This is a genomic window from Burkholderia sp. AU33803, from assembly GCF_002223095.1.
Taxonomy (GTDB): Bacteria; Pseudomonadota; Gammaproteobacteria; order Burkholderiales; family Burkholderiaceae; genus Burkholderia.
On sequence record NZ_NKFJ01000004.1, the window covers coordinates 1,838,429 to 1,860,543 of the forward strand.

The window sequence follows — 22,115 nt, forward strand, 5'->3', positions numbered from 1 at the left end:
CAAATACAAGTCTCATTATACGATGCGCAACCGGTCTCAAGCCGAACCGCGGGATGCCGCTGCCGCCCCGCTCGGCGCGCCGCCTTCCGATCTTCCCACACCGCTGCTCGGCGGTCTTACGCCGGCGCAATTCATGCGCGGCTACTGGCAGAAGAAGCCGCTCCTGATCCGCCAGGCGATCCCCGGCGTCGCGTCGCCGGTCTCGCGCGACGCGCTGTTCGAGCTCGCAGCAGACTATGACGCGGAATCGCGACTGATCACCCATTTTCGTAACAAGTGGCAACTTGAGCACGGCCCGTTCGAGCCCGGCTCGCTGCCGGCCGTCACGCGCAAGGCCTGGACCCTGCTCGTGCAGGGTCTCGACCTGCACGTCGATGCCGCGCGCGCACTGCTCGACCGCTTCCGCTTCATCCCCGACGCGCGCCTGGACGACCTGATGATCTCCTATGCGACGGATGGCGGCGGCGTCGGTCCCCACTTCGATTCGTATGACGTATTCCTGCTGCAGGTCGAAGGCCGGCGCCGCTGGCGTGTCGGTGCGCAGAAGGATCTGTCGCTGCAACCGGACGTGCCGCTGAAGATCCTCGAAAATTTCGAGCCGAGCGACGAATGGGTGCTGGAACCCGGCGACATGCTCTACCTGCCGCCGCACATCGCGCACGATGGCGTCGCCGAAGGCGAATGCATGACCTGCTCGATCGGCTTCCGGGCCCCGTCCGCTGGCGAGCTGGGCGCCCAGTTCCTGTACTATCTCGCGGAGCGTGGCGGCCTGCGCGACGGTGGCGGCGACGATCTTTACCGCGATCCGAAGCAGCCGGCCGTCGACACGCCCGCCCAGCTGCCTCCGGCGATGGTCGAGCGCGTGGCCGAGATCGTGGACGCGATCCGCTGGCGCAAGCGGGACGTCGCCGAATTCCTCGGCTGCTACCTGAGCGAGCCCAAGCCGAACGTCGTTTTCGACCCGCCCGCGCGCCCGCTGTCCGAGGCCGCGTTCGTCACGCAAGCGTCACGCCGTGGCGTGTGTCTCGACAGAAGGGCCGCATTGATGTATAACGCGCGCTCGTACTTCATTAATGGTGAAGAAGGACCGCTCGAGCAAGCCGGCGAATGGCTGCCCGAACTGGCCAATCAACGCCAGATGGAGGCGAAACGGTTTGTAACACTATCCCGGGTTCCCTCGATGACAGCCTTGTTGCACGAGTGGTATCGTGCGGGCTGGATACGGGTCGGAAACCGGATTTAGTGTGAGTCGCCCCGTATGCCCGTACGGATCAAATTCTGTATGGGAAAGACAACGTATTGACCCCGCATTTGTCGACGGTCGATAGGAAAGTGCATATAATTTCCGCCCAAGCCGTAGGGAAGATTCACGCTCTAAGAAGTGCATCTCCACCAGCGGCCCAGGTCGGTGTTGGAGCACATTACCGGTATTGTTTCGCGCTGTTGCTTACCTTTAACCATAAAAGGACGTGATCATGAAGAAATCCCTCCTCGTAGCTTCCCTGTTGGCTGCTGTTGCACTGGCTGCTTGCAACAAGAGCGCTGATCAAGCTGCTTCGTCGGCTGCAAGCGACGCGGCTGCTGCTGCTTCGTCGGCTGCTTCGGCAGTTGCTGGTGCTGCGAGCGACGCTTCGGCTGCTGCTTCGTCGGCAACGGCTGCTGCGAGCGACGCTGCTGCTGCAGTGGCGTCGGCTGCTTCGGCAGCGACGGCTGCTCCGGCTTCGGGCGCAAGCCAGTAAGCCTCAGCGTCAGCTGAAAAAAAACCGGCCCGAGGGCCGGTTTTTTTACGTCTGTCGCTTCAGTGTCTATCGCACGGCAGTCGCACGGGCCGCCGCAGCAGCGCCGCCCCGCTCATCCGAGCGCCAGCCAGTCGAAGCCCGCGTCCTGCGTGGCCACGACGACGTCATCCCCGCTCGTCCCCAGTACACCGCCAAACGCGTGGCGGACCAGTTCCGGCAGGTTGTTCTGCTGGCTCAGGTGCGCCGCGACCAGGTGCTTGAGGCGGCTGCGCTCCAGCGACGCGAGAATATCCGCTGCGGCGTCATTGCTCAGGTGGCCGTGGTTGCCGCCGATACGTGCCTTCAGCGACTGCGGATAGCGGCTTGAGGCCAGCATCGCGGTATCGTGGTTGGATTCGAGCACCAGCGCGTCACAGCCGCTCAGGACGGCCGTGATGTGCGGCGTGGCCATTCCGACGTCGGTCAGCACGCCGAGCCGGCTGGCGCCGTCCATAAAGACGAACTGGAGCGGCTCACGCGCGTCGTGAGGGACGGTATAGGGCATCACGGCCAGATCGCGGATCGCGGCCGTCTCGTCGCCCCACAGCACGTGGAGATCGACATCGGCCTCGTCCGCGCCAACCGCGCGCGCGGTGCCCCAGCTCATGTAGAGCGGCAGCGATCCGCGGCGGGCGAGCGTCAAAGCGCTGCCAACGTGGTCGCTGTGTTCGTGGGTAATGAGGATCGCATCGAGATCGCCGATGCAGAGATTCAGTCGGCCGAGCCGGCGCTCGACCTCCTTGGCGGAAAAGCCGCAGTCGAGCAGCACGCGGGTGGTCGTCGTGCCGCTCGAGGCCTCGACGACCAGCGCGTTGCCTTCGCTGCCGCTTCCGAGGCTGGAGAATCGCACGCGCTTAGTTCAGCTGCGCGTGGAGCAGCGAAATGATCCGCTGTGCGTCCGACGAGTTGTCGACCTGGCCGTTCGCGCCGACCACCGCAACCTGCGTGCTGCCGTTGCCCTGTGCACGCACGTTGACGAGGTACTCCTTGCCCGGCTTCGCGGCCGACGGACCGCCATAGAACAGCTTGCCGAACAGGCCGTCGCGCTTGAGCTCTTCCATCGTGTTCGCATAGCGCACGGTGTACACGCCCTTCTCGCGATCACGATTGTCGACCGCGAAGTTGGTGCGGTCGAGCGCCAGGCCCACGCGTAGCCATGCGCGGTCGAACGACTCGGCCAGTTGCAGCGTCGCCCCGCCGCTGCTCGTGTCGCTGACTTGCGCCGGCGCCGTCGCAGGGCGGGCATCGGTCAGCAGCTGCTTCGCCTGCGCATCGGTCAGGCCGAACTTCTGCATCAGCTTCGACAGGAATACGGCTTCGAGCACCGGGTTGCGCGGACGCTCTTCCCAGCGCGACGACGTGCCGCCCTGCGGGCCGACCATCATTTCTTCCATCGCACTGTGCGTGATCGAGATATCGGTGTTGCCGTCCGACGTGCGGTTCACGAGCGTACGGAAGCGGTCGCGCGTGCCGGACGAGTACGCGAAATCGATGACCTTGCCGATCGTACGGCGGAACCAGTCGTCGGGGATGTTCGCGCGGTTTTCAGCCCAGTCGGTGGCCATGATGCCCGTCGACGGCGCATCGGTCTTCAGCGAGAAGCCGTTCTCCTGCCAGAACTCCTTCAGGATCGGCCACAGCTGCTCGGGCGTACGGCCATCGACGACGAGCCAGCGGCGGTCGCCGTCGCGCTCGATGTGCATGCCGAGCGGATCCTGCGCGCTCGGGATGCCGTCGGTCGCGTTGCCCGCCTGCGTCGTGACCCGCGGCGGCAGCGTGCCGAGGCCGGCGTTGCTCGGCGGCGCGACGAACTGCTGCGTCGTCGGCACCGGCTTCAGGTCGCTCGGCACCGCGAGCGGCGGCGCCGAACCGGTGTTCTTGTAGTTGACCCGGTCAGGGGCCAGGTAGTCGTTCAGCGTATCGCAGCCGGCGAGCGCGCCCAGCGCCAGCGCCACCACCGACATCTGGATGGCGCGAGAGGAAAAGGCGAAACGTTTCATGAAATCCTTCGTCTTGCTAGAACGCTCGTCAGGAGCGGCGCCGGACGGAGCCGGCCGGTGCGGGTTGATCAGGGTTCGAGCCGGCGGCCGCAGGACGCGGCCGCCTCGGCATCAGGCGAGGACGCCGGCCTCGACGAGGGCCGAACGCACGGCTTCGTGGCAGCGCTCGTCGAGCGCCGTGAGCGGCAAGCGGATGCCGCCCTGCATCTTGCCCATCGCCTGCAGCGCCCACTTCACCGGAATCGGGTTCGCCTCGATGAACAGGTTCTTGTGCAGCGACAGCAGCTTCATGTGCAGCGCGCGAGCCGTCTGTACGTCACCGGCCAGCGCCGCGCGGCACAGGTCGCTCATCGCGCGCGGTGCGACGTTCGCCGTGACCGAGATGTTGCCGTGGCCGCCGAGCAGCATCAGCGCGATCGCGGTCGGATCATCGCCGCTGTAGATCGCGAAATGCTTCGGGGCGGCCTTGATCAGGTGCGCGGCGCGATCGATGTTGCCGGTCGCTTCCTTCACGCCGATGATGCCCGGGACTTCCGCGAGGCGCAGCGTCGTCTCGTTCGCCATGTCGGCGACCGTGCGGCCCGGCACGTTGTACAGGATCACCGGCAGGTCGACCGCTTCGGCGATCGTCTTGAAGTGCCGGTACATGCCTTCCTGCGTCGGCTTGTTGTAGTACGGCACGACCTGCAGCGTCGCGTCCGCGCCGACAGCCTTCGCGTGCTTCGTCAGCTCGATCGCCTCGGCGGTCGAGTTGCCGCCCGCGCCCGCGATGATCGGGATGCGTTTCGCCGCATGCTCGACCGCCGTGCGGATCATCAGGATGTGCTCTTCGACGTTGAGCGTTGCCGACTCGCCGCTCGTACCGACCACGACCAGCGCATCGGTGCCTTCCGCGATGTGCCAGTCGATCAGTTTGCGAAACGCCGGCAGGTCGAGACTGCCGTCTTCGAGCATCGGGGTGACGATCGCGGGGATGCTGCCGCGGATTTGAATGCCGTCTTGGGTGCCGTTAGCCATGAAACGCGAATGAGATTATGTACCGGTAAACATTGAGATTGTAGCGGATTAGCCGGGCAGTTCGTAACGTGGAATTCCCGCCCCCGCCTTCGGGGTCGCGCCCTCGCGCACTGCGCAGAGACGCTGGACGAATGCCTCGCGCGGCGCGGCGACGAACCCGTCCTCGTACGCGACCACCCGCAGGCGGCCGCGCACGGCGTCCAGCAGCTCGCCCGGGGCGAGCAGGAACGCGGGGTTGGACGGTTTCCCGACCGTTTCGTTTCCTTGCGCGAAGGTTTCGTAGATCAGCACGCCGCCCGGCGCCACCGCATCGAGCAGATGGGGCCAGAGCGGACGGTGCAGATAATTCGTGACCACCACCGCCGCAAACTGCTCGTCGGCCGGCAACGGCCACGGCGCGCCTTCGAGATCGGCGTCACGGGCATCGACGCCCGGATTCGAACGCAATGCGGCCAGTGCGGCCGGGTCGCGGTCGAGTGCGACGACCGGATGGCCGTGCGACGCGAACCAGCACGCATGGCGGCCGCCGCCCGCGGCCACATCCAGCACAGCGCCGCCCGGCGACACGAGCCGCGACCATTGCGCGACCCAGCGCGACGGCTCGGCCTGGGCGACGTGGCCGCCCGCGGCGGCGATGACGGATGCGCTCATGCAGTCGATCAGTTGTACGACAGGCCCATCGCGTCACGCACGTCGCGCATCGTTTCCGTCGCGTACTTGCGCGCCTTGTCGCAACCGTCCGCGACGATCGCGCGCAGCAGCGACGGGTCGTCCATGTACTTCTGCGCGCGCTCGAGCATCGGCTGCTGTTCGCGCAGGATGCCTTCGACGACCGGCTGCTTGCAGTCGAGGCAGCCGATGCCCGCCGAGCGGCAGCCCTTCTGCACCCAGTCGTGCGTCGCTTCGTCGGTATAGACCTGGTGCAGCTGCCACACCGGGCACTTGTCGGGATCGCCCGGATCGGTGCGGCGCACGCGCGCGGGGTCGGTCGGCATCGTGCGGACCTTCTTCGTGATCGTCTCGGCGTCTTCACGCAGGCCGATCGTGTTGCCGTACGACTTGGACATCTTCTGCCCGTCGAGGCCCGGCATCCGCGATGCTTCGGTGAGCAGCGCCTGCGGCTCGACCAGGATGATCTTGCGCGCGCCTTCGAGATAGCCGAACAGGCGCTCGCGGTCGCTCATCGACAGGCTCTGCGATTCCTGCAGCATCGCGCGCGCCTGTTCGAGCGCCTCGTCGTCGCCCTCCTGCTGATACGCGTTGCGCAGCTCGTGATAGAGCTTCGCGCGCTTGCCGCCGAGCTTCTTCGCGGCATCGAGCGCCTTCTCCTCGAAACCCGGCTCGCGGCCGTACAGGTAGTTGAAGCGGCGCGCGATCTCGCGCGTCATCTCGACGTGCGGCACCTGGTCTTCACCGACCGGCACGAGCGAGCCGCGATACAGCAGGATGTCGGCCGCCATCAGCACCGGATAACCGAGGAAGCCGTAGGTCGACAGATCCTTGTCCTTCAGCTTCTCCATCTGCTCCTTGTAGGTCGGCACGCGCTCGAGCCAGCCGAGCGGCGTGCTCATGCCGAGCAGCAGCGCGAGTTCGGCGTGCTCCGGCACCTTGCTCTGGATGAACAGCGTGGCCTGCGCCGGATCGATGCCGGATGCGAGCCAGTCGATCAGCACGTCCCACACGTTCTTCTCGATGACCTCGGGAGTCTCGTAGTGCGTCGTCAGCGCATGCCAGTCGACGACGCAGAAGAAGCACGGGTACTCGGACTGCAGCTTCACCCAGTTTTTCAGCACGCCGTGGTAGTGACCGAGGTGCAGCGACCCGGTGGGTCGCATGCCGGAGAAAATACGTTCAGGGAACATGATTGTCGTTAGAGAAGCGAGGCGAATGGGGACAGGATGGCGCTCAGGACGGCGTAGCCGACGTTGACGAGCGGGCGCAGCCAGAAATTCGTCAGCACGCCCGTCGCGACCAGCGCGAGGACGATGATGAAACCGTACGGCTCGATGCGCGACAGCGCGATCGATTGTTTCGTCGGCAGCAGCGCCGCCAGGATGCGGCCGCCGTCGAGCGGCGGCAGCGGAAACAGGTTCAGCACGCCGAGCACGAGGTTCGCGCTGACGCCGGCAAACGCCATCCGCGTGAAGAACGGCTCGTCGATGCCGACGGCGGGCAGCACGAGGGTCAGCACGCCCCAGATCAGCGCCTGCACGAAGTTGCAGGCGGGGCCCGCGAGCGATACCCACAGGCTGCCCCAGCGCGGATCGCGCAGGTTGCCGAACGACACCGGCACCGGCTTCGCATAGCCGAACAGGAACGCGCCGCCCGTCAGGAAATACATCGCGAGCGGGATCGCGATCGTGCCGAGCGGATCGATGTGACGCATCGGGTTGAACGACACGCGCCCCATCATGTAGGCGGTGTTGTCGCCGAGCAGGCGGGCGGCGTAGCCATGCGCGGCCTCGTGCAGCGTGATCGCGAAGATCACGGGCAGCGCGTAGACGGCGATGGTCTGTATCAGGGAAGCATCCATATCGCGTTATTGTAACAAGCGCACTCGCGCAAAAAATGGAACGGCGCGCTTACGCGGCCGAGAGTCCGAACGGTTCGAGCGCGCCGCGCCCCGCGCGCACGAGCTCGGGCTCGTCGCCGGTCAGGTCGATCACCGTCGACGGCTCGCGCGGGCACGCGCCACCGTCGATCACGAGGTCGACCTGCTTCTCGAGCCGCTCGCGGATTTCTTCGGGATCGTTGAGCGGCTCGTCGTCCGGCGGCAGGATCAGCGTCGTGCCGAGCAGCGGCTGGCCGAGCGATTCGAGCAACGCGAGCGTGATCGCGTGATCGGGCACGCGCAGCCCGATCGTCTTGCGCGACGGGTGCGACAGCCGGCGCGGCACTTCCTTCGTCGCCTGCAGGATGAAGACGTACGGGCCCGGCGTCACCGACTTGATCTGCCGGTACTGGCGGTTGTCGACCATCGCGAAGTTGGCGAGCTCCGACAGGTCGCGCACGAGCAGCGACAGGTGCTGCTTCTCGTCGAGGCCGCGAATCCGGCGCACGCGCTCGACCGCGTCCTTGTCGTCGAGATGGCACGCGAGCGCATAGCTCGAATCGGTCGGCATCGCGATCACGCCGCCCTTGCTGACGATTTCCACGGCCTGCTTGATCAGGCGCGGCTGCGGATTATCCGGGTGAATCCTGAAGAACTGGGACATGGGGGTCGTAAAGGGGGAAAAGTCGGATGCGCGCGGCCAACAGCAACGCAGGTGGCAGGCCGCCGCCCGGTGTCAGAGCCAGCGTTCCCAGACCGGGGTCAGGTCGGGCGGCAACGGCGGCAGGCTGCCGAGCTCGACACGGCCCTCGCCTGGCGCATGGAAATCCGAGCCGCGCGACGCTTCGAAGCCGAAGCGGCGTGCGACGTCCGCGTATTCGCGGTACTGGTCGGGGGTGTGGCTGCCCGTGACGACCTCGATCGCGCGGCCGCCCAGATCGATGAACTCGCCGAAGAACGCGTCGAATTCGACGGGCGTGTAGCGATAGCGGCCCGGATGCGCGACGATGGCTTCGCCACCCGCCGCCCGAATCCACGCGACGGCGTCGGGCAGCGTCGCCCAGCGGTGCGGGACGAACCCGGGCTTGTCGTCGCCGAGCAGCCGATCGAACACATCGGATGTCGACGTGGCATGACCGTTTTCAACGAGGAAGCGGGCGAAGTGCGTGCGCGAGATCAGGTCGGGATTCGACACGTACTTCAACGCACCTTCGTACGCACCGGGAATGCCGAGCGTGGCGAGCTGCTCGCCGATCGCCACCGCGCGCGCCGCGCGGCCGTGCCGCGTGCGGTACAGGCCGTCGACCAGCACCTGGTTCGCGGGATCGACATTCAGGCCGACGATGTGCACGGTGCGCGACGCCCACGTGACCGAAATCTCGACGCCGCTCAGGTAGCGCATGCCGAGCGCTTCCGCTTCGCTGCGCGCCGCTGCCTGGCCGCCGATCTCGTCGTGGTCGGTCAGCGCCCACAGGGTCACGCCGCCGGCATGAGCGCGGCGCGCGACGTCGGCAGGCGGCAGCAACCCGTCGGAAACATTCGAATGGCAGTGGAGATCGGCGTTCATTGTCGGCATGGCAGGTAAGGCTTCATTCTACTGCAACGCGGCAAGACGCCGCCCGCGTGCCCCGCCGCTGCCGCCGCGCGCTTACGCGCAGAACGCCTCGATCAGCGCCGCGATCTGCTCGGGCTGGTCGTGATGCACCATGTGGCCGGCATCCTCCACGAGCTTCTCGCGCCAGTCGGGGAACGCGTTGAAGCGCGCCTTGAACTCCGGCAGCGGGATGTCGCCCGCGATGTGGGCGAGCGTCGGCGAATTGACGGCTTCGACGTGCAGCACCTTCGCGCGCACGTGCGCCCAGGTGGCCATCACTTCGTCGAGCCGGTACAGCTGCGGGCCCGGCATCTTGTGCGCGGGGTCGGCCAGCAGGTGGTACTGGCCGTCGTCGCCACGCTTCGACCAGTGTGCGGCGAGGAACGCCGCACGGCGCGGGTCGAGCCGCGGATTGGTCTTGATCAGGCGCGCCGCCACGTCGTCGAGCGACGCATAAGGGCGCAGCACGGGCGGCTCACGCAACTCGTCCAGCCAGCCGCGCAACCGGCGCGGCGCCTGCTCGGCCCGCGCGGGCGCCAGCCCGAAACCCTCGAGATCGACCACGCGCCGCACGCGCTCCGGCCGCGCGCCGGCATACAGGCACACGACGTTCGCGCCCATGCTGTGCCCGACCAGGTTGACTTCGCCGGTCGGCGCATAGTGGTCGACGAGTGCATCGAGGTCGCTCAGGTACTCGTGGAACCAGTAGTGCCCGCCGCCCTGGCGCGCGACCGGCCAGTCGGACAGCCCGAAACCGCGCGCATCGGGCGCGATCACCTGCCAGTCGCCCGCGAGCGCGTCGACGACGAACTGGAACGATGCCGAGACGTCCATCCAGCCATGCAGCATGAACAGCGTCGGCGCATCGGGCCGGCCCCAGCGCCGGACATGCAGCTGGACGCCGCGCACCGTGACGAAATCGGAAACAGAACTCGAGGCACTCATTGCAGCCGCCAGAAAAAAGAATGATCGTTCGATTATAGCGGCGACGCCCTCTTTCCGGCGTCCGGCAATCGAGGTGCCGCTCTAGCGGTGCGCGTACGCCAGGGGCCGCGGGGAAGCGCCATGTCCTGGCACCCGGGACTGCAGGCGGCTCGTCGAAGCGCGGCCGAACGCGAGCCCGCTAGCGCGGTGCGCCGCCCTCCGCCACGTCCTGCGCAGCCAGTTCGTCGAGTTCGGCCTGCTCGAATCCGGCATCGCGGCGCGCATCGAAATTGAACGGGCCCCGCAGCCGCGGCGCATGGTATTGCTCGGCGAGCTGCCGGTAGGTGGGCACGGGATCACGGACGGCTTCGTCGCACAGATGCCGGAACCAGCGGTTGCCGATCGCGACATGGCCGATTTCGTCGCGCAGGATCACATCGAGGATCGCAGCCGACGCATCGTCGCCCGCCTGCAGGAGCCGCGCGCGGATCGGCGGCGATGCGTCGAGCCCGCGGGCCTCGAGCGTGCGCGGCACGAGCGCCATGCGCGCCAGCACGTCGCCCTTGGTCCGCTCGCACATCTCCCACAGGCCGTTGTGCGCGGGAAAATCGCCGTACGCATGCCCGAACGCCGCCAGGCGCTCGGACAGCAGCGTGAAGTGATAGGCCTCCTCGGCCGCCACCTTCAGCCAGTCCGCATAGAACGGGGCCGGCAGGCCCGCGAAGCGCCAGACCGCATCGAGCGCCAGGTTGATCGCATTGAACTCGATATGGGCAAGCGCGTGCAGCAGCACGGCGCGCCCTTCGGGCGAACGCATGCTGCGTCGCTCGAGCTGGCGCGGCTCGACGAGCGGCGGGCGCGCCGGCCGGCCCGGCAGATCGGCCGGCTCGGGCAATTCGAGCGACGGCGCGATCGCCGCCTGCCCGGCCCGCAGCGCATCGTGGAGCGCACGCACCTGGGCGGCCTTGGCCGCGGGTTCGGCGTCACGCAGCGCGGCAAGCGCGGCGCGGCGCACGCAGGCAGACGCATTGCCGAAAGAAGAAGACTCCATGCTCATAAACGGGGACACCCTGCGTGCGCATCGCGGGAGCACACGCACGCGACGGTTTACAATAGGCGATTGTTCCGAGGCGCAATGCGCATGCGCCGGGCAAACCAGACGCGCCATTCTACCGGCGCCCATCATCGAAGAGACAAGGAGACTCCGTGACGATCTACAAGCTGGGCGATACGGCCCCGACGATCCACGAAAGCGTATTCGTCGCCGATACGGCGGCCATCATCGGCAAGGTCGTGCTCGAGGAGAACGCGAGCGTCTGGTTCGGCGCGACGATTCGCGGCGACAACGAGACGATCACCGTCGGCGCTGGCAGCAACGTCCAGGAAGGCGCGGTCCTGCACACGGACCCCGGCTTTCCGCTGACGATTGCCGAAAACGTGACGATCGGGCACCAGGCCATGCTGCACGGCTGCGCGATCGGCGAGGGTTCACTGGTCGGTATCCAGGCGGTGGTCTTGAATGGAGCGGTAATCGGCCGCAACTGTCTGGTTGGTGCCGGCGCGGTCGTGACGGAAGGCAAGACGTTCCCGGACAACTCGCTGATTCTCGGCGCACCGGCGAAAGTCGTGCGCGAACTGTCGGCGGAAGACATTGCGCGGCTGCGCACGAACGCGAAGACGTACGTCGAGCGGCGTGCGCATTTCAAGGAGCAACTCGTGCGGATCGGGTGATTCGCACGGATTTCAAGGAAGAAGAGTGAGCGACCAGTTACAGAAATTCATGTTCAATGCGGCGCCCGTGCGCGGCGAGATCGTTTCGCTGCGCAATACGTGGCAGGAAGTGCTCGCCCGCCGCGACTACCCTGCCCCGGTGCGCACGATCCTCGGCGAGATGATGGCCGCGTGCGCGCTGCTGTCCGCGAACCTGAAATTCAACGGCACCCTGATCATGCAGATCTTCGGCGACGGGCCGGTCCAGATGCTGGTCGTCCAGTGCGGTTCGGATCTGTCGATGCGGGCCACCGCGAAGTTCGCCGGCGACTCCGCCCAGACGATCGGCGACGACACGCGCTTCGCGTCGCTCGTCAACGCGAGCGGCCACGGCCGCTGCGTGATCACGCTCGACCCGGCCGACAAGCTGCCGGGCCAGCAGCCGTACCAGGGTATCGTGCCGCTGAACGGCGTCGACGGCCCGCTTGAATCCGTCTCGCAGGTGCTCGAGCATTACATGCATCACTCGGAGCAGCTCGACACGCGGATGTGGCTCGCGGCCGATCGCGACCGTGCGGTCGGCATGCTGCTGCAGAAGCTGCCGGGCGACGGCGGCATCGTGCCGCGTAACGCCGAAACCGATACCGATACGTGGGAGCGCGTCTGCACGCTCGGCGGCACGCTGTCCGCCCAGGAACTGCTCGAGGTCGAACCGGAAGTCGTGTTCCGCCGGCTGTTCTGGCAGGAAAACGTGCAGCACTTCGAACCGGCCGGCACGCGTTTCCAGTGCTCGTGCTCGCGCGAGAAGGTCGGCGCGATGCTGCGCATGCTCGGCCGTGAGGAAGTCGACAGCGTGATCGTCGAGCGCGGCCATGTCGAGATTCATTGCGAGTTCTGCAACCAGCGCTATGAATTCGATCCGGTCGACGTCGCGCAGCTGTTCGCGGCACCCGGCGTCGAGACGGGTATCGCGCCCGCGACCGAGCAGCGTCACTGATCAGTGGCCCGATGCCCGCCGTCCGGCGCGGGCGCATAATGACGCACGAGCGTCGCACGCAAGGCTCCGGCGCCGAAGTCACGCACTTCGGCGCAAGCCGCTTCCCGTCGTCGGCGCGCTGCAGGAGAAACACATGAGCCCGCTTCATCGTCCGTTCCGCACCATCGTCCTGACGAGCGTTGCCGCCGGCACGCTCGCACTGGCCGGCTGTGCAATGCCGCCGCCGACTTCCACGATCCTGAGCCGCCTGCCCGAACCCGGTGCATCGGGCGGCCAGCCGCCCGCGCTCTCGAGCGCCGAACGCAAGCGCTACGACGAGATCGACCAGCAGGTGCTGCGCGAACAGAACAGCGCGATCGCCGCCGAGGCCGCCGCGCGCGCATGGGCCTATTACTCGCCGCCGCCGGTGACGGTCTACGGCGGGTATTACGGTGGATGGGGCAATCGCTGGGGCTCGGGCATCAGCTACGGCTACCCGGGATGGTGGTGGTGAGCGTGCAGCGCTCAGCCGATTGACTACCGGCAGGAAATAAAAAAGCGCGGCATTTCCCGCGCTTTTTCAATGGGTTCGAGCAATCGTGCATCAGTGATGCGCGGCCTTGCCCTTGTCGCCGCCATGATGCCGCGACGGCTTCGCGATCGACTGCGGATTCGGCACGACACGCACTGGCGCCGCGGATACGGCGCCGCGCGTCGACGTATTCGACGGCGTGTTGTTCAGCGGTGCGGCAGGCGCATTCGGCGACACGAACTGCACGAATACCTCACCGTCCTTCACCATGCCCATCTCGTAGCGCGCGCGCTCCTCGATGGCCGCGGTGCCGCCCTGCAGATCCTGTACTTCGCCTGCGGTGCGCTCGTTGCGCAGCTTCTCGTCCGCGTTCTTCTGGAGCTGGTCGTCGAGCTGCTGACGCAATTCATGCACCCGCAGCCAGCCGCCGTGTCCCCACCATAGGGGGTACTGAATGAGCGCCAGCAAGGCAATCAGGACGACAGTGACAAGCCGCATGTAAGAACCGCAGATATAAGAAGCGCCGCTCCGCGCACATGCACAGAGCGGCGTCGATATGACGAACCCGATAGTAGCGCGTTAGCGCAGGTTATAGAAAGCCGATTTACCCGGGTAGCTTGCGATGTCGCCGAGATCTTCCTCGATGCGCAGCAGCTGGTTGTACTTCGAGATACGGTCGCTGCGCGACAGCGAACCCGTCTTGATCTGACCGGCGTTCAGGCCGACCGCGATGTCCGCGATCGTCGAATCTTCCGTTTCGCCCGAGCGGTGCGAGATCACGGCCGTGTAGCCGGCGCGCTTCGCCATTTCGATTGCCGCGAACGTTTCGGTCAGCGTACCGATCTGGTTGATCTTGATGAGGATCGAGTTCGCGATGCCCTTCTCGATGCCTTCCTTCAGGATGCGCGTGTTCGTGACGAACAGGTCGTCGCCGACCAGCTGCACCTTCTTGCCGAGGCGATCGGTCAGCAGCTTCCAGCCTTCCCAGTCGCTTTCGTGCATGCCGTCCTCGATCGATACGATCGGGAACTTGTCGGCGAGCGTCGCGAGGTAGTCGGTGAATTCGGCCGACGACAGTTGCAGGCCTTCGCCCGCGAGCTGGTACTTGCCGTCGTGGTAGAACTCGGATGCCGCGCAGTCGAGCGCGAGCAGCACGTCTTCACCGGCACGGTAGCCGGCCTTCTCGATCGCCTGCAGGATCGTCGACAGGCACTCGTCGTTGCTGCCGAAGTTCGGCGCGAAGCCGCCTTCGTCGCCGACTGCCGTGCTCATGCCGCGGTCGCTCAGGATCTTCTTCAGTGCGTGGAACACTTCCGCGCCGCAACGCAGGGCTTCACGGAACGTCGGCTGGCTCACCGGGACGATCATGAATTCCTGGATGTCGAGGCTGTTGTTCGCGTGCGCGCCGCCGTTGACGATGTTCATCATCGGCACCGGCAGTTGCATCGCACCCGAACCGCCGAAGTAGCGGTACAGCGGCAGGCCGGCCTCTTCGGCGGCTGCCTTCGCGACGGCCATCGACACGGCCAGCATCGCGTTCGCGCCGAGGCGCGACTTGTTGTCGGTGCCGTCCAGCTCGAGCAGCGTCTTGTCGAGGAACGCCTGTTCCGACGCGTCGAGGCCCATGATGGCTTCGGAGATTTCGGTGTTGATATGCTCGACTGCCTTCAGCACGCCCTTGCCGTTGTAGCGGCCGGCTTCGCCGTCGCGCAGTTCGATCGCTTCACGCGAGCCGGTGGACGCGCCCGACGGCACCGCCGCGCGGCCCATCGTGCCCGATTCGAGCAGCACGTCGCATTCGACGGTGGGGTTGCCGCGCGAATCCAGAATCTCGCGGCCGATGATATCTACGATTGCACTCATGGGTTTCCTCTGAGAATGACGATGGATTCTTCAAACTGCGACGGCGCGCGCGCCCGAACCGCTTTCGCTACTGACGCGCGAAGCCGTCGCAAGGTTCATTCGATCTTTAATTGAAATCGTTTTCCAGGAACGGATTGCGCTTCACCGCCTGGTCGAGCGTGACGAGGGTCTCCAGCAGCGCACTCATCCGGTTCAGCGGCACGGCGTTCGGGCCGTCCGACTTGGCTTCTGCCGGATTCGGGTGCGTCTCCATGAACAGGCCCGCGACGCCCGTCGCGACCGCCGCACGCGCGAGCACCGGCACGAATTCGCGCTGGCCGCCCGAGCTCGTGCCCTGCCCGCCCGGCAGCTGCACCGAGTGGGTCGCGTCGAACACGACCGGGGCGCTCGTCTCGCGCATGATCGCGAGCGAACGCATGTCCGACACCAGATTGTTGTAGCCGAACGAGACACCGCGCTCGCATGCCATGAAGCGGTCTTCCGACAGCCCCGCTTCACGGGCCGCTTCGCGCGCCTTGTCGATCACGTTCTTCATGTCGTGCGGCGCAAGGAACTGGCCCTTCTTGATGTTGACGGGCTTGCCCGAGCGCGCGCACGCATGGATGAAATCGGTCTGGCGGCACAGGAACGCCGGCGTCTGCAGCACGTCGACGACCGACGCGACCTGCTCGATCTCTTCGATCGAATGCACGTCGGTCAGCACCGGCAGGCCGAGCTGACGCTTCACCTCGGACAGGATCCGCAGGCCCTCGTCCATTCCGAGGCCACGGAACGACTTGCCCGAGCTGCGGTTCGCCTTGTCGTAGGACGACTTGTAGATGAACGGAATGTTCAGCTTCGCGCAGATCTCCTTCAGGCGGCCGGCCGTGTCGATCGTCATTTGCTCCGATTCGACGACGCAGGTACCCGCGATCAGGAAGAAAGGCTTGTCGAGACCGACCTCGAAATCGCACAGCTTCATGCTTACACTCCGCGCGCTTGCTTGTTGGCAAGCGCAGCTTCGACGAACGACTTGAAGAGGGGGTGACCGTCACGCGGCGTGGACGTGAATTCCGGGTGGAACTGGACGCCGACGAACCACGGGTGCATCGAACGCGGCAGTTCCATCATTTCCGGCAGATCCTCGCTCGGGGTACGGGCGCTGATGATAAGGCCGCCGGCTTCGAGCTGGGGCACGAAGCGGTTATTGACTTCATAACGGTGGCGATGGCGCTCGTTCACGTCCTTGCCATAGATCTCTTCCGCCATCGTGCCCGGCTTGATCGGGCAGCGCTGCGAACCCAGGCGCATCGTGCCGCCGAGATCGGATTCCTCGGTACGCGTCTCGACCTTGCCGTCGCGGTCGTACCACTCGGTGATCAGCGCGACCACGCGTTCCGGCGTGTCCGGCTCGAATTCCGTGCTGTTCGCCTGCTTCAGGCCGACGACGTCGCGCGCGAACTCGATCACCGCGAGCTGCATGCCGAGGCAGATGCCGAGATACGGCACCTTGGCTTCACGCGCATAGCGGATCGCCGCGATCTTGCCTTCCGTGCCGCGACGGCCGAAACCGCCCGGCACCAGCACGGCGTCGAGATGCTTCAGGCTGTCGACACCGTTCGTCTCGATCTCTTCCGAGTCGATGTATTCGATGTTGACCTTGGTCGACGTGTGCAGCGATGCGTGGCGCAGCGCCTCGATCAGTGACTTGTACGACTCGGTCAGGTCGACATACTTGCCGACCATGCCGATCGTCACTTCGTGCTTCGGGTTCTCGAGCTTTTCGACCAGCTCCGACCACATGGTCAGATCCGCGTCCTTCGGCGACAGCTTCAGTTCCTCGCAGATGATGCGGTCGAGGCCCTGGTCGTGCAGCATCTGCGGAATCTTGTAGATGCTGTCGGCGTCCCACACCGAGATCACGGCGTCTTCCGGCACGTTCGAGAACATCGAGATCTTCTTCGATTCGTCGTCCGGAATGCGGCGGTCCGCACGGCACAGCAGCACGTGCGGCAGGATGCCGATCTCGCGCAGCTTCTGTACGCTGTGCTGGGTCGGTTTCGTCTTCAGTTCGCCGGCGGTCGCGACGTACGGCACCAGCGTCAGGTGCACGAAGCACGCGCTGTTGCGGCCGAGGCGCAGGCTCATCTGGCGCGCGGCTTCGAGGAACGGCAGCGATTCGATGTCGCCGACCGTGCCGCCGATCTCGACGATCGCGACATCCGGCTCACCGCAGGTGGCCGACGCGGCCCCGCGCTCGATGAACGCCTGGATTTCGTTCGTGATATGCGGGATGACCTGCACGGTCTTGCCGAGATAGTCGCCGCGGCGTTCCTTGCGGATCACCGATTCGTAGATCTGGCCGGTCGTGAAGTTGTTGGCCTTGCGCATCTTCGTGCTGATGAAGCGCTCGTAGTGGCCGAGGTCGAGGTCGGTCTCCGCGCCGTCTTCCGTCACGAACACTTCGCCGTGCTGGAACGGGCTCATCGTGCCGGGGTCGACGTTGATGTACGGATCGAGTTTGAGGAGGGTGACTTTCAGACCGCGCGATTCAAGGATCGCGGCGAGGGAAGCGGCGGCAATACCCTTGCCAAGGGAAGAAACTACGCCGCCGGTGACGAAAACATATTTGGTCATCGCTGGATGCTCGCGGGAAAAACGGATTATACCGTAAAGCCCGCCCTTCTCTCAGCAATTGGCGTGATGATCGCGCCCTTTCGCGTCGCCCCGCACCAGCCGTGCGCGCCGGGGCGAAGCCGCCCGCCGGCGGGTGCAACCGCGCGTGCCGGAGGCGGCGCCCCGGCCGCCAGAGCCTGCGTCAGGCGCGCTTCGCGAGCGGGGTGATGCCCTGCGACACATCGCCCTCCGCCGCCTTCAGCGAATTCAGCATCCGCTGCAATGCGCGGGCGGTCTCGAGCGGCCGCTCCATCGGAAACAGGTGGCTGCCTTCCAGCCATTCGACGCGGCCACGCGCCGCGCGGCGTGTCGCATCGAGCCCGACCTGACGCACCTCGCGCGAACGCGTGCCGGCGAGAAAACCGAGCGGCACCGGCGCGCCATGCGCGAGCCGCGGGCCGAGCGTGTGCGGCAGCGTCCGGTAGATCAGGTATTCGACCTGCCGGTCGAACGCGAGCGAGCGCTCGCCGTCGGCGCCGACCTGCGGAATCCCGTAGTCGATGTAGTCGGCCAGCATCCGTTCGTCCCAGCGGGCGAACGCCGGCTTTTCGCGGAAGTGCCGCCAGACTTCGTCACGGCTTACCCAGTGCGTACGCCGGTTGCGCGTCGCGGCGGCCGGCGACAGCCGCTCGTCGAGCCCCGCCCACTGGCTCGCGCGCAATGCGCCGGCGCGCCAGCCCGCGATGATCGGCGAATCGATCATCACGACGCCGCGCACCCACTGCGGCTTCTTCAGCGCGGCCATCAGCGACAGGTAGCCGCCGAGCGAATGGCCGACAAGCCAGACGGGACGCTCGTAGCGGCTGCCGATGTCGTCGAGCAGTTGCTCGACGAGATGCGGCCAGTCGCGCGTCACCGGGTAGCGGCGGTCGTGGCCGATCCGTTCGATGTAGCGCAGCTCGTAGTCGTCGGCCAGTTCGGCGAAGATCGTGCGGTACGTCGATGCCGGAAAGCCGTTCGCATGCGAGAAGTGGAGGATGTCCTTCAAACGCCGATGTCTCCTTTGTCGACCGGAGTTGGCGCTTCAGCGCTTACTCCGGTCCCATGCTTCGCGGTCGACGAGAGTGAGTGCTTTAGCGCTTGCTCTCGCCCCTTGCTTCGCGTTCTGCCGGGCCCACGCTTCGGCATTGAGCGCGGATCCGGGCCATCTTTATTGATACACCGGCTTTCGCCGCACTCACCGATCCATCCAGTACCGTCGCCAAACGTCGCGATGACGCTCGAAGGCAAACCCGCCGTCGGCCGGCGCGACGTCGAACCGCACGGCGCCGTCGCGATCGGTGCGCGGCAGCGGGATCCCGCGCGCCTCGTAACGGGCGAGCACCGTCCGGTGCGGATGACCGAAACGATTGCGATAGCCTACAGGAAATACCGCGACGCGCGGCCCGACCGAATCGAGGAAAGGCTCGACCGACGACGTGCGGCTGCCGTGGTGCGGAACGACCAGGATCTGTGCGGCCAGCGCGTCGGGCGCAGCGTCCACGAGCCGGCGTTCGCCGCGCGCATCCACATCACCCGTCAGCAGCGCGGACGTCTCGCCCGCGTCGATGCGCAGCACGCACGACCGTCCGTTCGACGAGCCCGCGCCCGGGCCGCCTTGCGGCCACAGCATCGTGAACGCGACGCCGTCCCAGGTCCAGCGCTGCCCGGCCGCGCACGGCAGCCGGTCGGCGACGCCGGCGGCGGCCGCATCGCGCCACAGCCGGCTGTTCGGCACGATGCCGGCCAGCAGCTGGCGCACGTCGGCTGCCGCATAGACGGCCGGTGCACCGCCCGCGTGATCGGCATCCGCGTGACTGAGCACGAGCGAATCGATCACCGCGATGCCGCGTGCACGCAACGCCGGCGCGACGATCCGCGCGCCGGCGTGGGTCGACTCGGCGCCCGGCCCCGCATCGAACAGCAAGGTGCGTCGCGCGGTCTCCACCAGCACCGACGCGCCCTGCCCGACGTCGAGCACGGTCAGTCGGAAGCCGCCCGGCGGCGGCGCATCAGATGCCGGCGCGACGAGCGGCAGCCACGTGAGCGGGGCCGCCCAGCGCAACGGCCAGCCGCGCGGCATCAGCGCCCATGCGACGCCCACGCAGGCCAGCACCAGCACCGGCCAGTCGGGCATGCGCAGCCAGAACACGCCGGCCGGCCAGCCGGCGAGGTATCCGAGCAGCGTCATCATCGGTTCGAGCGCCGCGTGCGCAAGCCGGAACGCGTACGCATCGAGCGGCGCGGGTAGCGCGATTCCCGCCAGCACGACCGGCGTCACGACCGAACTGACCCACGGAATCGCGAACGCATTGCCAAGCGGACCCGACAGGGATATCTGCGCGAACCAGGCGGCCGTGAGCGGTGCGAGACCGATCGTCACCGCGTACTGCACGCGCGTGGCCTCGGCGATCCGGCGCCCGGCGCGGGCACCCCACGCGCGCAACCGGCTCGACAAGCCGGCCGTGCCGTCGCCCTCCTCGTTTTCCATATCAACCTCACGCACGCCACGCCAGCCGGCGACGGCCAGCAGGATCACGGCGACCGCCCCGAACGACAGCCAGAATCCGGCCGACAGCACGGCCCACGGGTCGGCAAGCAGCACGCCGCCGAGCGCCGCGCACAGCACCGCGGAAGTCGGCACGCTGCGCCCGGCCAGGTACGCAATGCCGCCGGCCGCGATCATCCACCACGCGCGCTGCGCCGGCACGTTGAAGCCCGCAAGCGCCGCATAGCCGGCCGCAGCTGCCAGCGCGGCGAGCGCGGCCGCGTACGGCGCCGGAAACACGAGCGTTGCGGCCCGTGTGCGCCAGCGCAGGCGGCGCCAGACCATCGACACGAGCCCGCCCGCGATCGCGCCGACGAGTCCGACATGCAGGCCCGAAATCGCAACGAGGTGGCTCGTACCCGTGCTGCGCAGCACGTGCCAGTCGTCGTCGCCGATGCCCGACTGGTCGCCGATCGCGAGCGCGGCGACGATGCCGCGATGGCCCGCGTCGCTGCCGAGCGACTCGTCGATACGCGCGCGCAGCGCATCGCGCAGCCGATCGATCGACGCACGCCATCCCGCTGCGCGCGCATCGAGCAATTCCGCCCGCCGGGGCGCGCTGACATAACCGATCGCGCGAATGCCTGCGGCCAGCCACGCCGCCTCGCTGTCGCGCACACCGGGATTGGCCTCGGCATGCGGGCGCTTCAGGCGTACGACGAAACGCCAGCGCTGTGCGGCGCGCAGGTCGGGAAGTGGATCGCGTGCCGCCGATGCGCCATACGCGCGCCACGACAGCCGGATCAACGGCGGAAAACGAGCCAGCCCCGCATCGTTCGACTCGACCGCGAACAGCAGCCGCGCACCTGTCTCGTCGACCACGGGCAGCCCTCGGATCACGCCGGTGACGACGATGTCGCGCCCTTCCCACTCGACGGGCAGACTGTCGCGCAGCCGCCATTCGGCCCGCGCGGCCGCATAGCCGAACCCTGCATCGCAGGCCGCGAGCGCACACAGCATCCATCCGAACATGGCGGTCGTGCGCGTACGCTGGCGACGCATGCACCACACGCTCAGCACCGCGCAGCCCGCGAGCACGGCCCCACCGATCGTCCATGCGAGCGCACCCGGCAGCGCCGCCTGCCGCTGCAGTACGGCCACGCCGAGCGCGAACGCGATCCACCACACGCGCATCGCCCCTCCTCGTCGACCCGGCACCGCCATCGAGAATGCGGCACCTCAGGGCAACGATTATGCGGATGAAAGTGCGAGTCGCGGCAGCGCGGCGAGCGCGTTAGCCGAAGTGCATAGGGACACCGCGCCGGCGTCGATCCCGCGCAGTTCGGCGAGCACGTCGCCGATGCGCGGCACCTGGTCGGGCGTGTTGCGGGATTTGTACGCCCATTCGGGCGCGATGTCGGGGGCGTCCGTCTCGACGACGATCGCCTCGAGCGGCAACTGCGCCGCGAGCCGGCGGATCTGCAGTGCGCGCGTAAAGGTCACGTTGCCGCCGAAACCGAGGTGCAGCCCGTGCGCGAGATACGCCTCGGCCTGCTGGAAACTGCCGTTGAACGCATGCGCGATACCGCGCCGCACGCCGAAACGGCGCAGCCCGGCGAGCACGCGATCCTGCGACTTGCGCACGTGGCACAGCACGGGCAGGTCGAATTCGCGCGCGAGCTTGAGTTGCCCCTGGTAGAAGAACTGCTGCCGGTCTTCGTCGAGCCCCGGCACGAAATAGTCGAGCCCGATCTCGCCGATCGCGACGAAGCGCGGATCGTCGAGGCTCGCCTCGATCTCCATGCGCAGCAGGTCGAGATCCTCGTCGCGTGCGCGTGGCGTATACATCGGATGGATGCCGAGCGCGTAGACCGCGCCCGGCGTGCGTTGCGCGAGTTCGCGCACCGTCGTGAAATTGTCGCGCCCGACGCTCGGGATCACGATGCGCGACACGCCGGCCGCGCGCGCCGCGTGCGCGACCGCGTCGCGGTCGGCGTCGAACTCGGCGGCATCGAGATGGCAGTGCGTGTCGATCCACATGGCGGCAG

At 67.0% G+C, this 22,115-nt stretch carries 21 protein-coding genes and 1 pseudogene; 5 read left to right on the plus strand and 17 right to left on the minus strand.

The window, feature by feature from the left end; all coding sequences use genetic code 11:
* Positions 1–22 precede the first annotated feature (22 nt).
* Positions 23–1,243, plus strand: a complete 1,221-nt coding sequence (locus tag CFB41_RS11045; protein ID WP_089440489.1) for a cupin domain-containing protein — start codon at positions 23–25, stop codon at positions 1,241–1,243.
* A gap of 56 nt (positions 1,244–1,299) precedes the next feature.
* Positions 1,300–1,546 (plus strand): annotated as a pseudogene (locus CFB41_RS38885) (hypothetical protein).
* Between the two features lie 305 nt (positions 1,547–1,851).
* Here CFB41_RS38885 and CFB41_RS11060 read toward each other — a convergent pair.
* The 10 genes from CFB41_RS11060 to CFB41_RS11105 form a co-directional block, all read right to left on the minus strand.
* A complete protein-coding gene (locus tag CFB41_RS11060; RefSeq protein WP_089456462.1) occupies positions 1,852–2,628 on the minus strand; it encodes an MBL fold metallo-hydrolase in 777 nt (258 codons plus the stop codon).
* A 4-nt stretch (positions 2,629–2,632) separates the two neighbouring features.
* Positions 2,633–3,778 carry an outer membrane protein assembly factor BamC gene (gene bamC, locus CFB41_RS11065; RefSeq protein ID WP_089456463.1) on the minus strand — a complete coding sequence of 382 codons (1,146 nt, stop codon included), beginning with the start codon at positions 3,776–3,778 and terminating at the stop codon, positions 2,633–2,635.
* 111 nt (positions 3,779–3,889) lie between these two features.
* Positions 3,890–4,795 (minus strand): 4-hydroxy-tetrahydrodipicolinate synthase, encoded by a 906-nt coding sequence (dapA, locus tag CFB41_RS11070; RefSeq protein WP_011352532.1) that lies wholly within the window; start codon positions 4,793–4,795, stop codon positions 3,890–3,892.
* 48 nt (positions 4,796–4,843) lie between these two features.
* Positions 4,844–5,446, minus strand: a complete 603-nt coding sequence (locus CFB41_RS11075) for a bifunctional 2-polyprenyl-6-hydroxyphenol methylase/3-demethylubiquinol 3-O-methyltransferase UbiG (protein WP_089456464.1) — start codon at positions 5,444–5,446, stop codon at positions 4,844–4,846.
* Between the two features lie 8 nt (positions 5,447–5,454).
* Positions 5,455–6,657 (minus strand): tryptophan--tRNA ligase, encoded by a 1,203-nt coding sequence (locus CFB41_RS11080; RefSeq protein ID WP_011352534.1) that lies wholly within the window; start codon positions 6,655–6,657, stop codon positions 5,455–5,457.
* An 8-nt stretch (positions 6,658–6,665) separates the two neighbouring features.
* Positions 6,666–7,328 (minus strand): site-2 protease family protein, encoded by a 663-nt coding sequence (locus CFB41_RS11085; protein WP_089440493.1) that lies wholly within the window; start codon positions 7,326–7,328, stop codon positions 6,666–6,668.
* A gap of 49 nt (positions 7,329–7,377) precedes the next feature.
* A complete protein-coding gene (locus CFB41_RS11090) occupies positions 7,378–8,010 on the minus strand; it encodes an L-threonylcarbamoyladenylate synthase (protein WP_039364722.1) in 633 nt (210 codons plus the stop codon).
* Between the two features lie 72 nt (positions 8,011–8,082).
* Positions 8,083–8,913 carry a 3',5'-nucleoside bisphosphate phosphatase gene (locus CFB41_RS11095; RefSeq protein ID WP_071334957.1) on the minus strand — a complete coding sequence of 277 codons (831 nt, stop codon included), beginning with the start codon at positions 8,911–8,913 and terminating at the stop codon, positions 8,083–8,085.
* 81 nt (positions 8,914–8,994) lie between these two features.
* On the minus strand, positions 8,995–9,885 hold the full coding sequence (locus CFB41_RS11100; protein ID WP_089456465.1) for an alpha/beta fold hydrolase: 891 nt from the start codon (positions 9,883–9,885) through the stop codon (positions 8,995–8,997).
* A gap of 178 nt (positions 9,886–10,063) precedes the next feature.
* Entirely contained in the window at positions 10,064–10,921 is an 858-nt protein-coding gene (locus CFB41_RS11105) for a ferritin-like domain-containing protein (protein ID WP_089456466.1), read from the minus strand.
* Positions 10,922–11,070: 149 nt separating this feature from the next.
* On the opposite strand from CFB41_RS11105, the gene CFB41_RS11110 reads away from it, so the two are divergent.
* The 3 genes from CFB41_RS11110 to CFB41_RS11120 all read left to right on the plus strand — a co-directional run bounded on the left by CFB41_RS11110 (position 11,071) and on the right by CFB41_RS11120 (position 13,064).
* Positions 11,071–11,595 (plus strand): gamma carbonic anhydrase family protein, encoded by a 525-nt coding sequence (locus CFB41_RS11110; RefSeq protein WP_089456467.1) that lies wholly within the window; start codon positions 11,071–11,073, stop codon positions 11,593–11,595.
* A gap of 25 nt (positions 11,596–11,620) precedes the next feature.
* Positions 11,621–12,571, plus strand: coding sequence for an Hsp33 family molecular chaperone HslO (gene hslO, locus CFB41_RS11115; RefSeq protein WP_089440497.1), 951 nt, complete (start codon positions 11,621–11,623; stop codon positions 12,569–12,571).
* A gap of 133 nt (positions 12,572–12,704) precedes the next feature.
* Positions 12,705–13,064 carry a hypothetical protein gene (locus CFB41_RS11120; RefSeq protein ID WP_089456468.1) on the plus strand — a complete coding sequence of 120 codons (360 nt, stop codon included), beginning with the start codon at positions 12,705–12,707 and terminating at the stop codon, positions 13,062–13,064.
* Between the two features lie 90 nt (positions 13,065–13,154).
* On the opposite strand, the gene ftsB is transcribed toward CFB41_RS11120, so the two are convergent.
* The 7 genes from ftsB to CFB41_RS11155 form a co-directional block, all read right to left on the minus strand.
* Complete coding sequence (gene ftsB / locus CFB41_RS11125; protein ID WP_089440499.1) at positions 13,155–13,580, minus strand: cell division protein FtsB; 426 nt, start codon at positions 13,578–13,580, stop codon at positions 13,155–13,157.
* 81 nt (positions 13,581–13,661) lie between these two features.
* Entirely contained in the window at positions 13,662–14,945 is a 1,284-nt protein-coding gene (gene eno / locus CFB41_RS11130) for a phosphopyruvate hydratase (RefSeq protein ID WP_011352544.1), read from the minus strand.
* A gap of 106 nt (positions 14,946–15,051) precedes the next feature.
* Positions 15,052–15,906: a 3-deoxy-8-phosphooctulonate synthase gene (kdsA, locus tag CFB41_RS11135; RefSeq protein WP_046546045.1), complete on the minus strand. Its 855-nt coding sequence runs from the start codon at positions 15,904–15,906 to the stop codon at positions 15,052–15,054.
* Positions 15,907–15,908: 2 nt separating this feature from the next.
* Positions 15,909–17,561: a CTP synthase gene (locus tag CFB41_RS11140; RefSeq protein WP_089431257.1), complete on the minus strand. Its 1,653-nt coding sequence runs from the start codon at positions 17,559–17,561 to the stop codon at positions 15,909–15,911.
* 181 nt (positions 17,562–17,742) lie between these two features.
* Positions 17,743–18,588 carry an alpha/beta fold hydrolase gene (locus CFB41_RS11145; RefSeq protein WP_089456469.1) on the minus strand — a complete coding sequence of 282 codons (846 nt, stop codon included), beginning with the start codon at positions 18,586–18,588 and terminating at the stop codon, positions 17,743–17,745.
* Positions 18,589–18,777: 189 nt separating this feature from the next.
* On the minus strand, positions 18,778–21,261 hold the full coding sequence (locus tag CFB41_RS11150) for a DNA internalization-related competence protein ComEC/Rec2 (protein ID WP_089456470.1): 2,484 nt from the start codon (positions 21,259–21,261) through the stop codon (positions 18,778–18,780).
* Between the two features lie 57 nt (positions 21,262–21,318).
* The gene (locus CFB41_RS11155; RefSeq protein ID WP_089445935.1) at positions 21,319–22,107 is read right to left on the minus strand and encodes a TatD family hydrolase; all 789 of its coding nucleotides are present in this window, start codon (positions 22,105–22,107) and stop codon (positions 21,319–21,321) included.
* Positions 22,108–22,115 lie beyond the last annotated feature (8 nt).

Excerpts from the sequence above, each read along its gene's own strand:
- CFB41_RS11080 (WP_011352534.1), bottom strand. The coding sequence starts at position 6,657 with ATGTTCCCTGAACGTATTTTCTCCGGCATGCGACCCACCGGGTCGCTG.
- CFB41_RS11120 (WP_089456468.1), top strand. The coding sequence starts at position 12,705 with ATGAGCCCGCTTCATCGTCCGTTCCGCACCATCGTCCTGACGAGCGTT.
- eno (WP_011352544.1), bottom strand. The coding sequence starts at position 14,945 with ATGAGTGCAATCGTAGATATCATCGGCCGCGAGATTCTGGATTCGCGC.
- dapA (WP_011352532.1), bottom strand. The coding sequence starts at position 4,795 with ATGGCTAACGGCACCCAAGACGGCATTCAAATCCGCGGCAGCATCCCC.
- CFB41_RS11150 (WP_089456470.1), bottom strand. The coding sequence starts at position 21,261 with ATGCGCGTGTGGTGGATCGCGTTCGCGCTCGGCGTGGCCGTACTGCAG.
- kdsA (WP_046546045.1), bottom strand. The coding sequence starts at position 15,906 with ATGAAGCTGTGCGATTTCGAGGTCGGTCTCGACAAGCCTTTCTTCCTG.
- CFB41_RS11140 (WP_089431257.1), bottom strand. The coding sequence starts at position 17,561 with ATGACCAAATATGTTTTCGTCACCGGCGGCGTAGTTTCTTCCCTTGGC.
- CFB41_RS11155 (WP_089445935.1), bottom strand. The coding sequence starts at position 22,107 with ATGTGGATCGACACGCACTGCCATCTCGATGCCGCCGAGTTCGACGCC.
- CFB41_RS11090 (WP_039364722.1), bottom strand. The coding sequence starts at position 8,010 with ATGTCCCAGTTCTTCAGGATTCACCCGGATAATCCGCAGCCGCGCCTG.
- bamC (WP_089456463.1), bottom strand. The coding sequence starts at position 3,778 with ATGAAACGTTTCGCCTTTTCCTCTCGCGCCATCCAGATGTCGGTGGTG.
- CFB41_RS11100 (WP_089456465.1), bottom strand. The coding sequence starts at position 9,885 with ATGAGTGCCTCGAGTTCTGTTTCCGATTTCGTCACGGTGCGCGGCGTC.
- CFB41_RS11045 (WP_089440489.1), top strand. The coding sequence starts at position 23 with ATGCGCAACCGGTCTCAAGCCGAACCGCGGGATGCCGCTGCCGCCCCG.
- CFB41_RS11105 (WP_089456466.1), bottom strand. The coding sequence starts at position 10,921 with ATGAGCATGGAGTCTTCTTCTTTCGGCAATGCGTCTGCCTGCGTGCGC.
- CFB41_RS11095 (WP_071334957.1), bottom strand. The coding sequence starts at position 8,913 with ATGAACGCCGATCTCCACTGCCATTCGAATGTTTCCGACGGGTTGCTG.
- CFB41_RS11085 (WP_089440493.1), bottom strand. The coding sequence starts at position 7,328 with ATGGATGCTTCCCTGATACAGACCATCGCCGTCTACGCGCTGCCCGTG.
- ftsB (WP_089440499.1), bottom strand. The coding sequence starts at position 13,580 with ATGCGGCTTGTCACTGTCGTCCTGATTGCCTTGCTGGCGCTCATTCAG.
- CFB41_RS11075 (WP_089456464.1), bottom strand. The coding sequence starts at position 5,446 with ATGAGCGCATCCGTCATCGCCGCCGCGGGCGGCCACGTCGCCCAGGCC.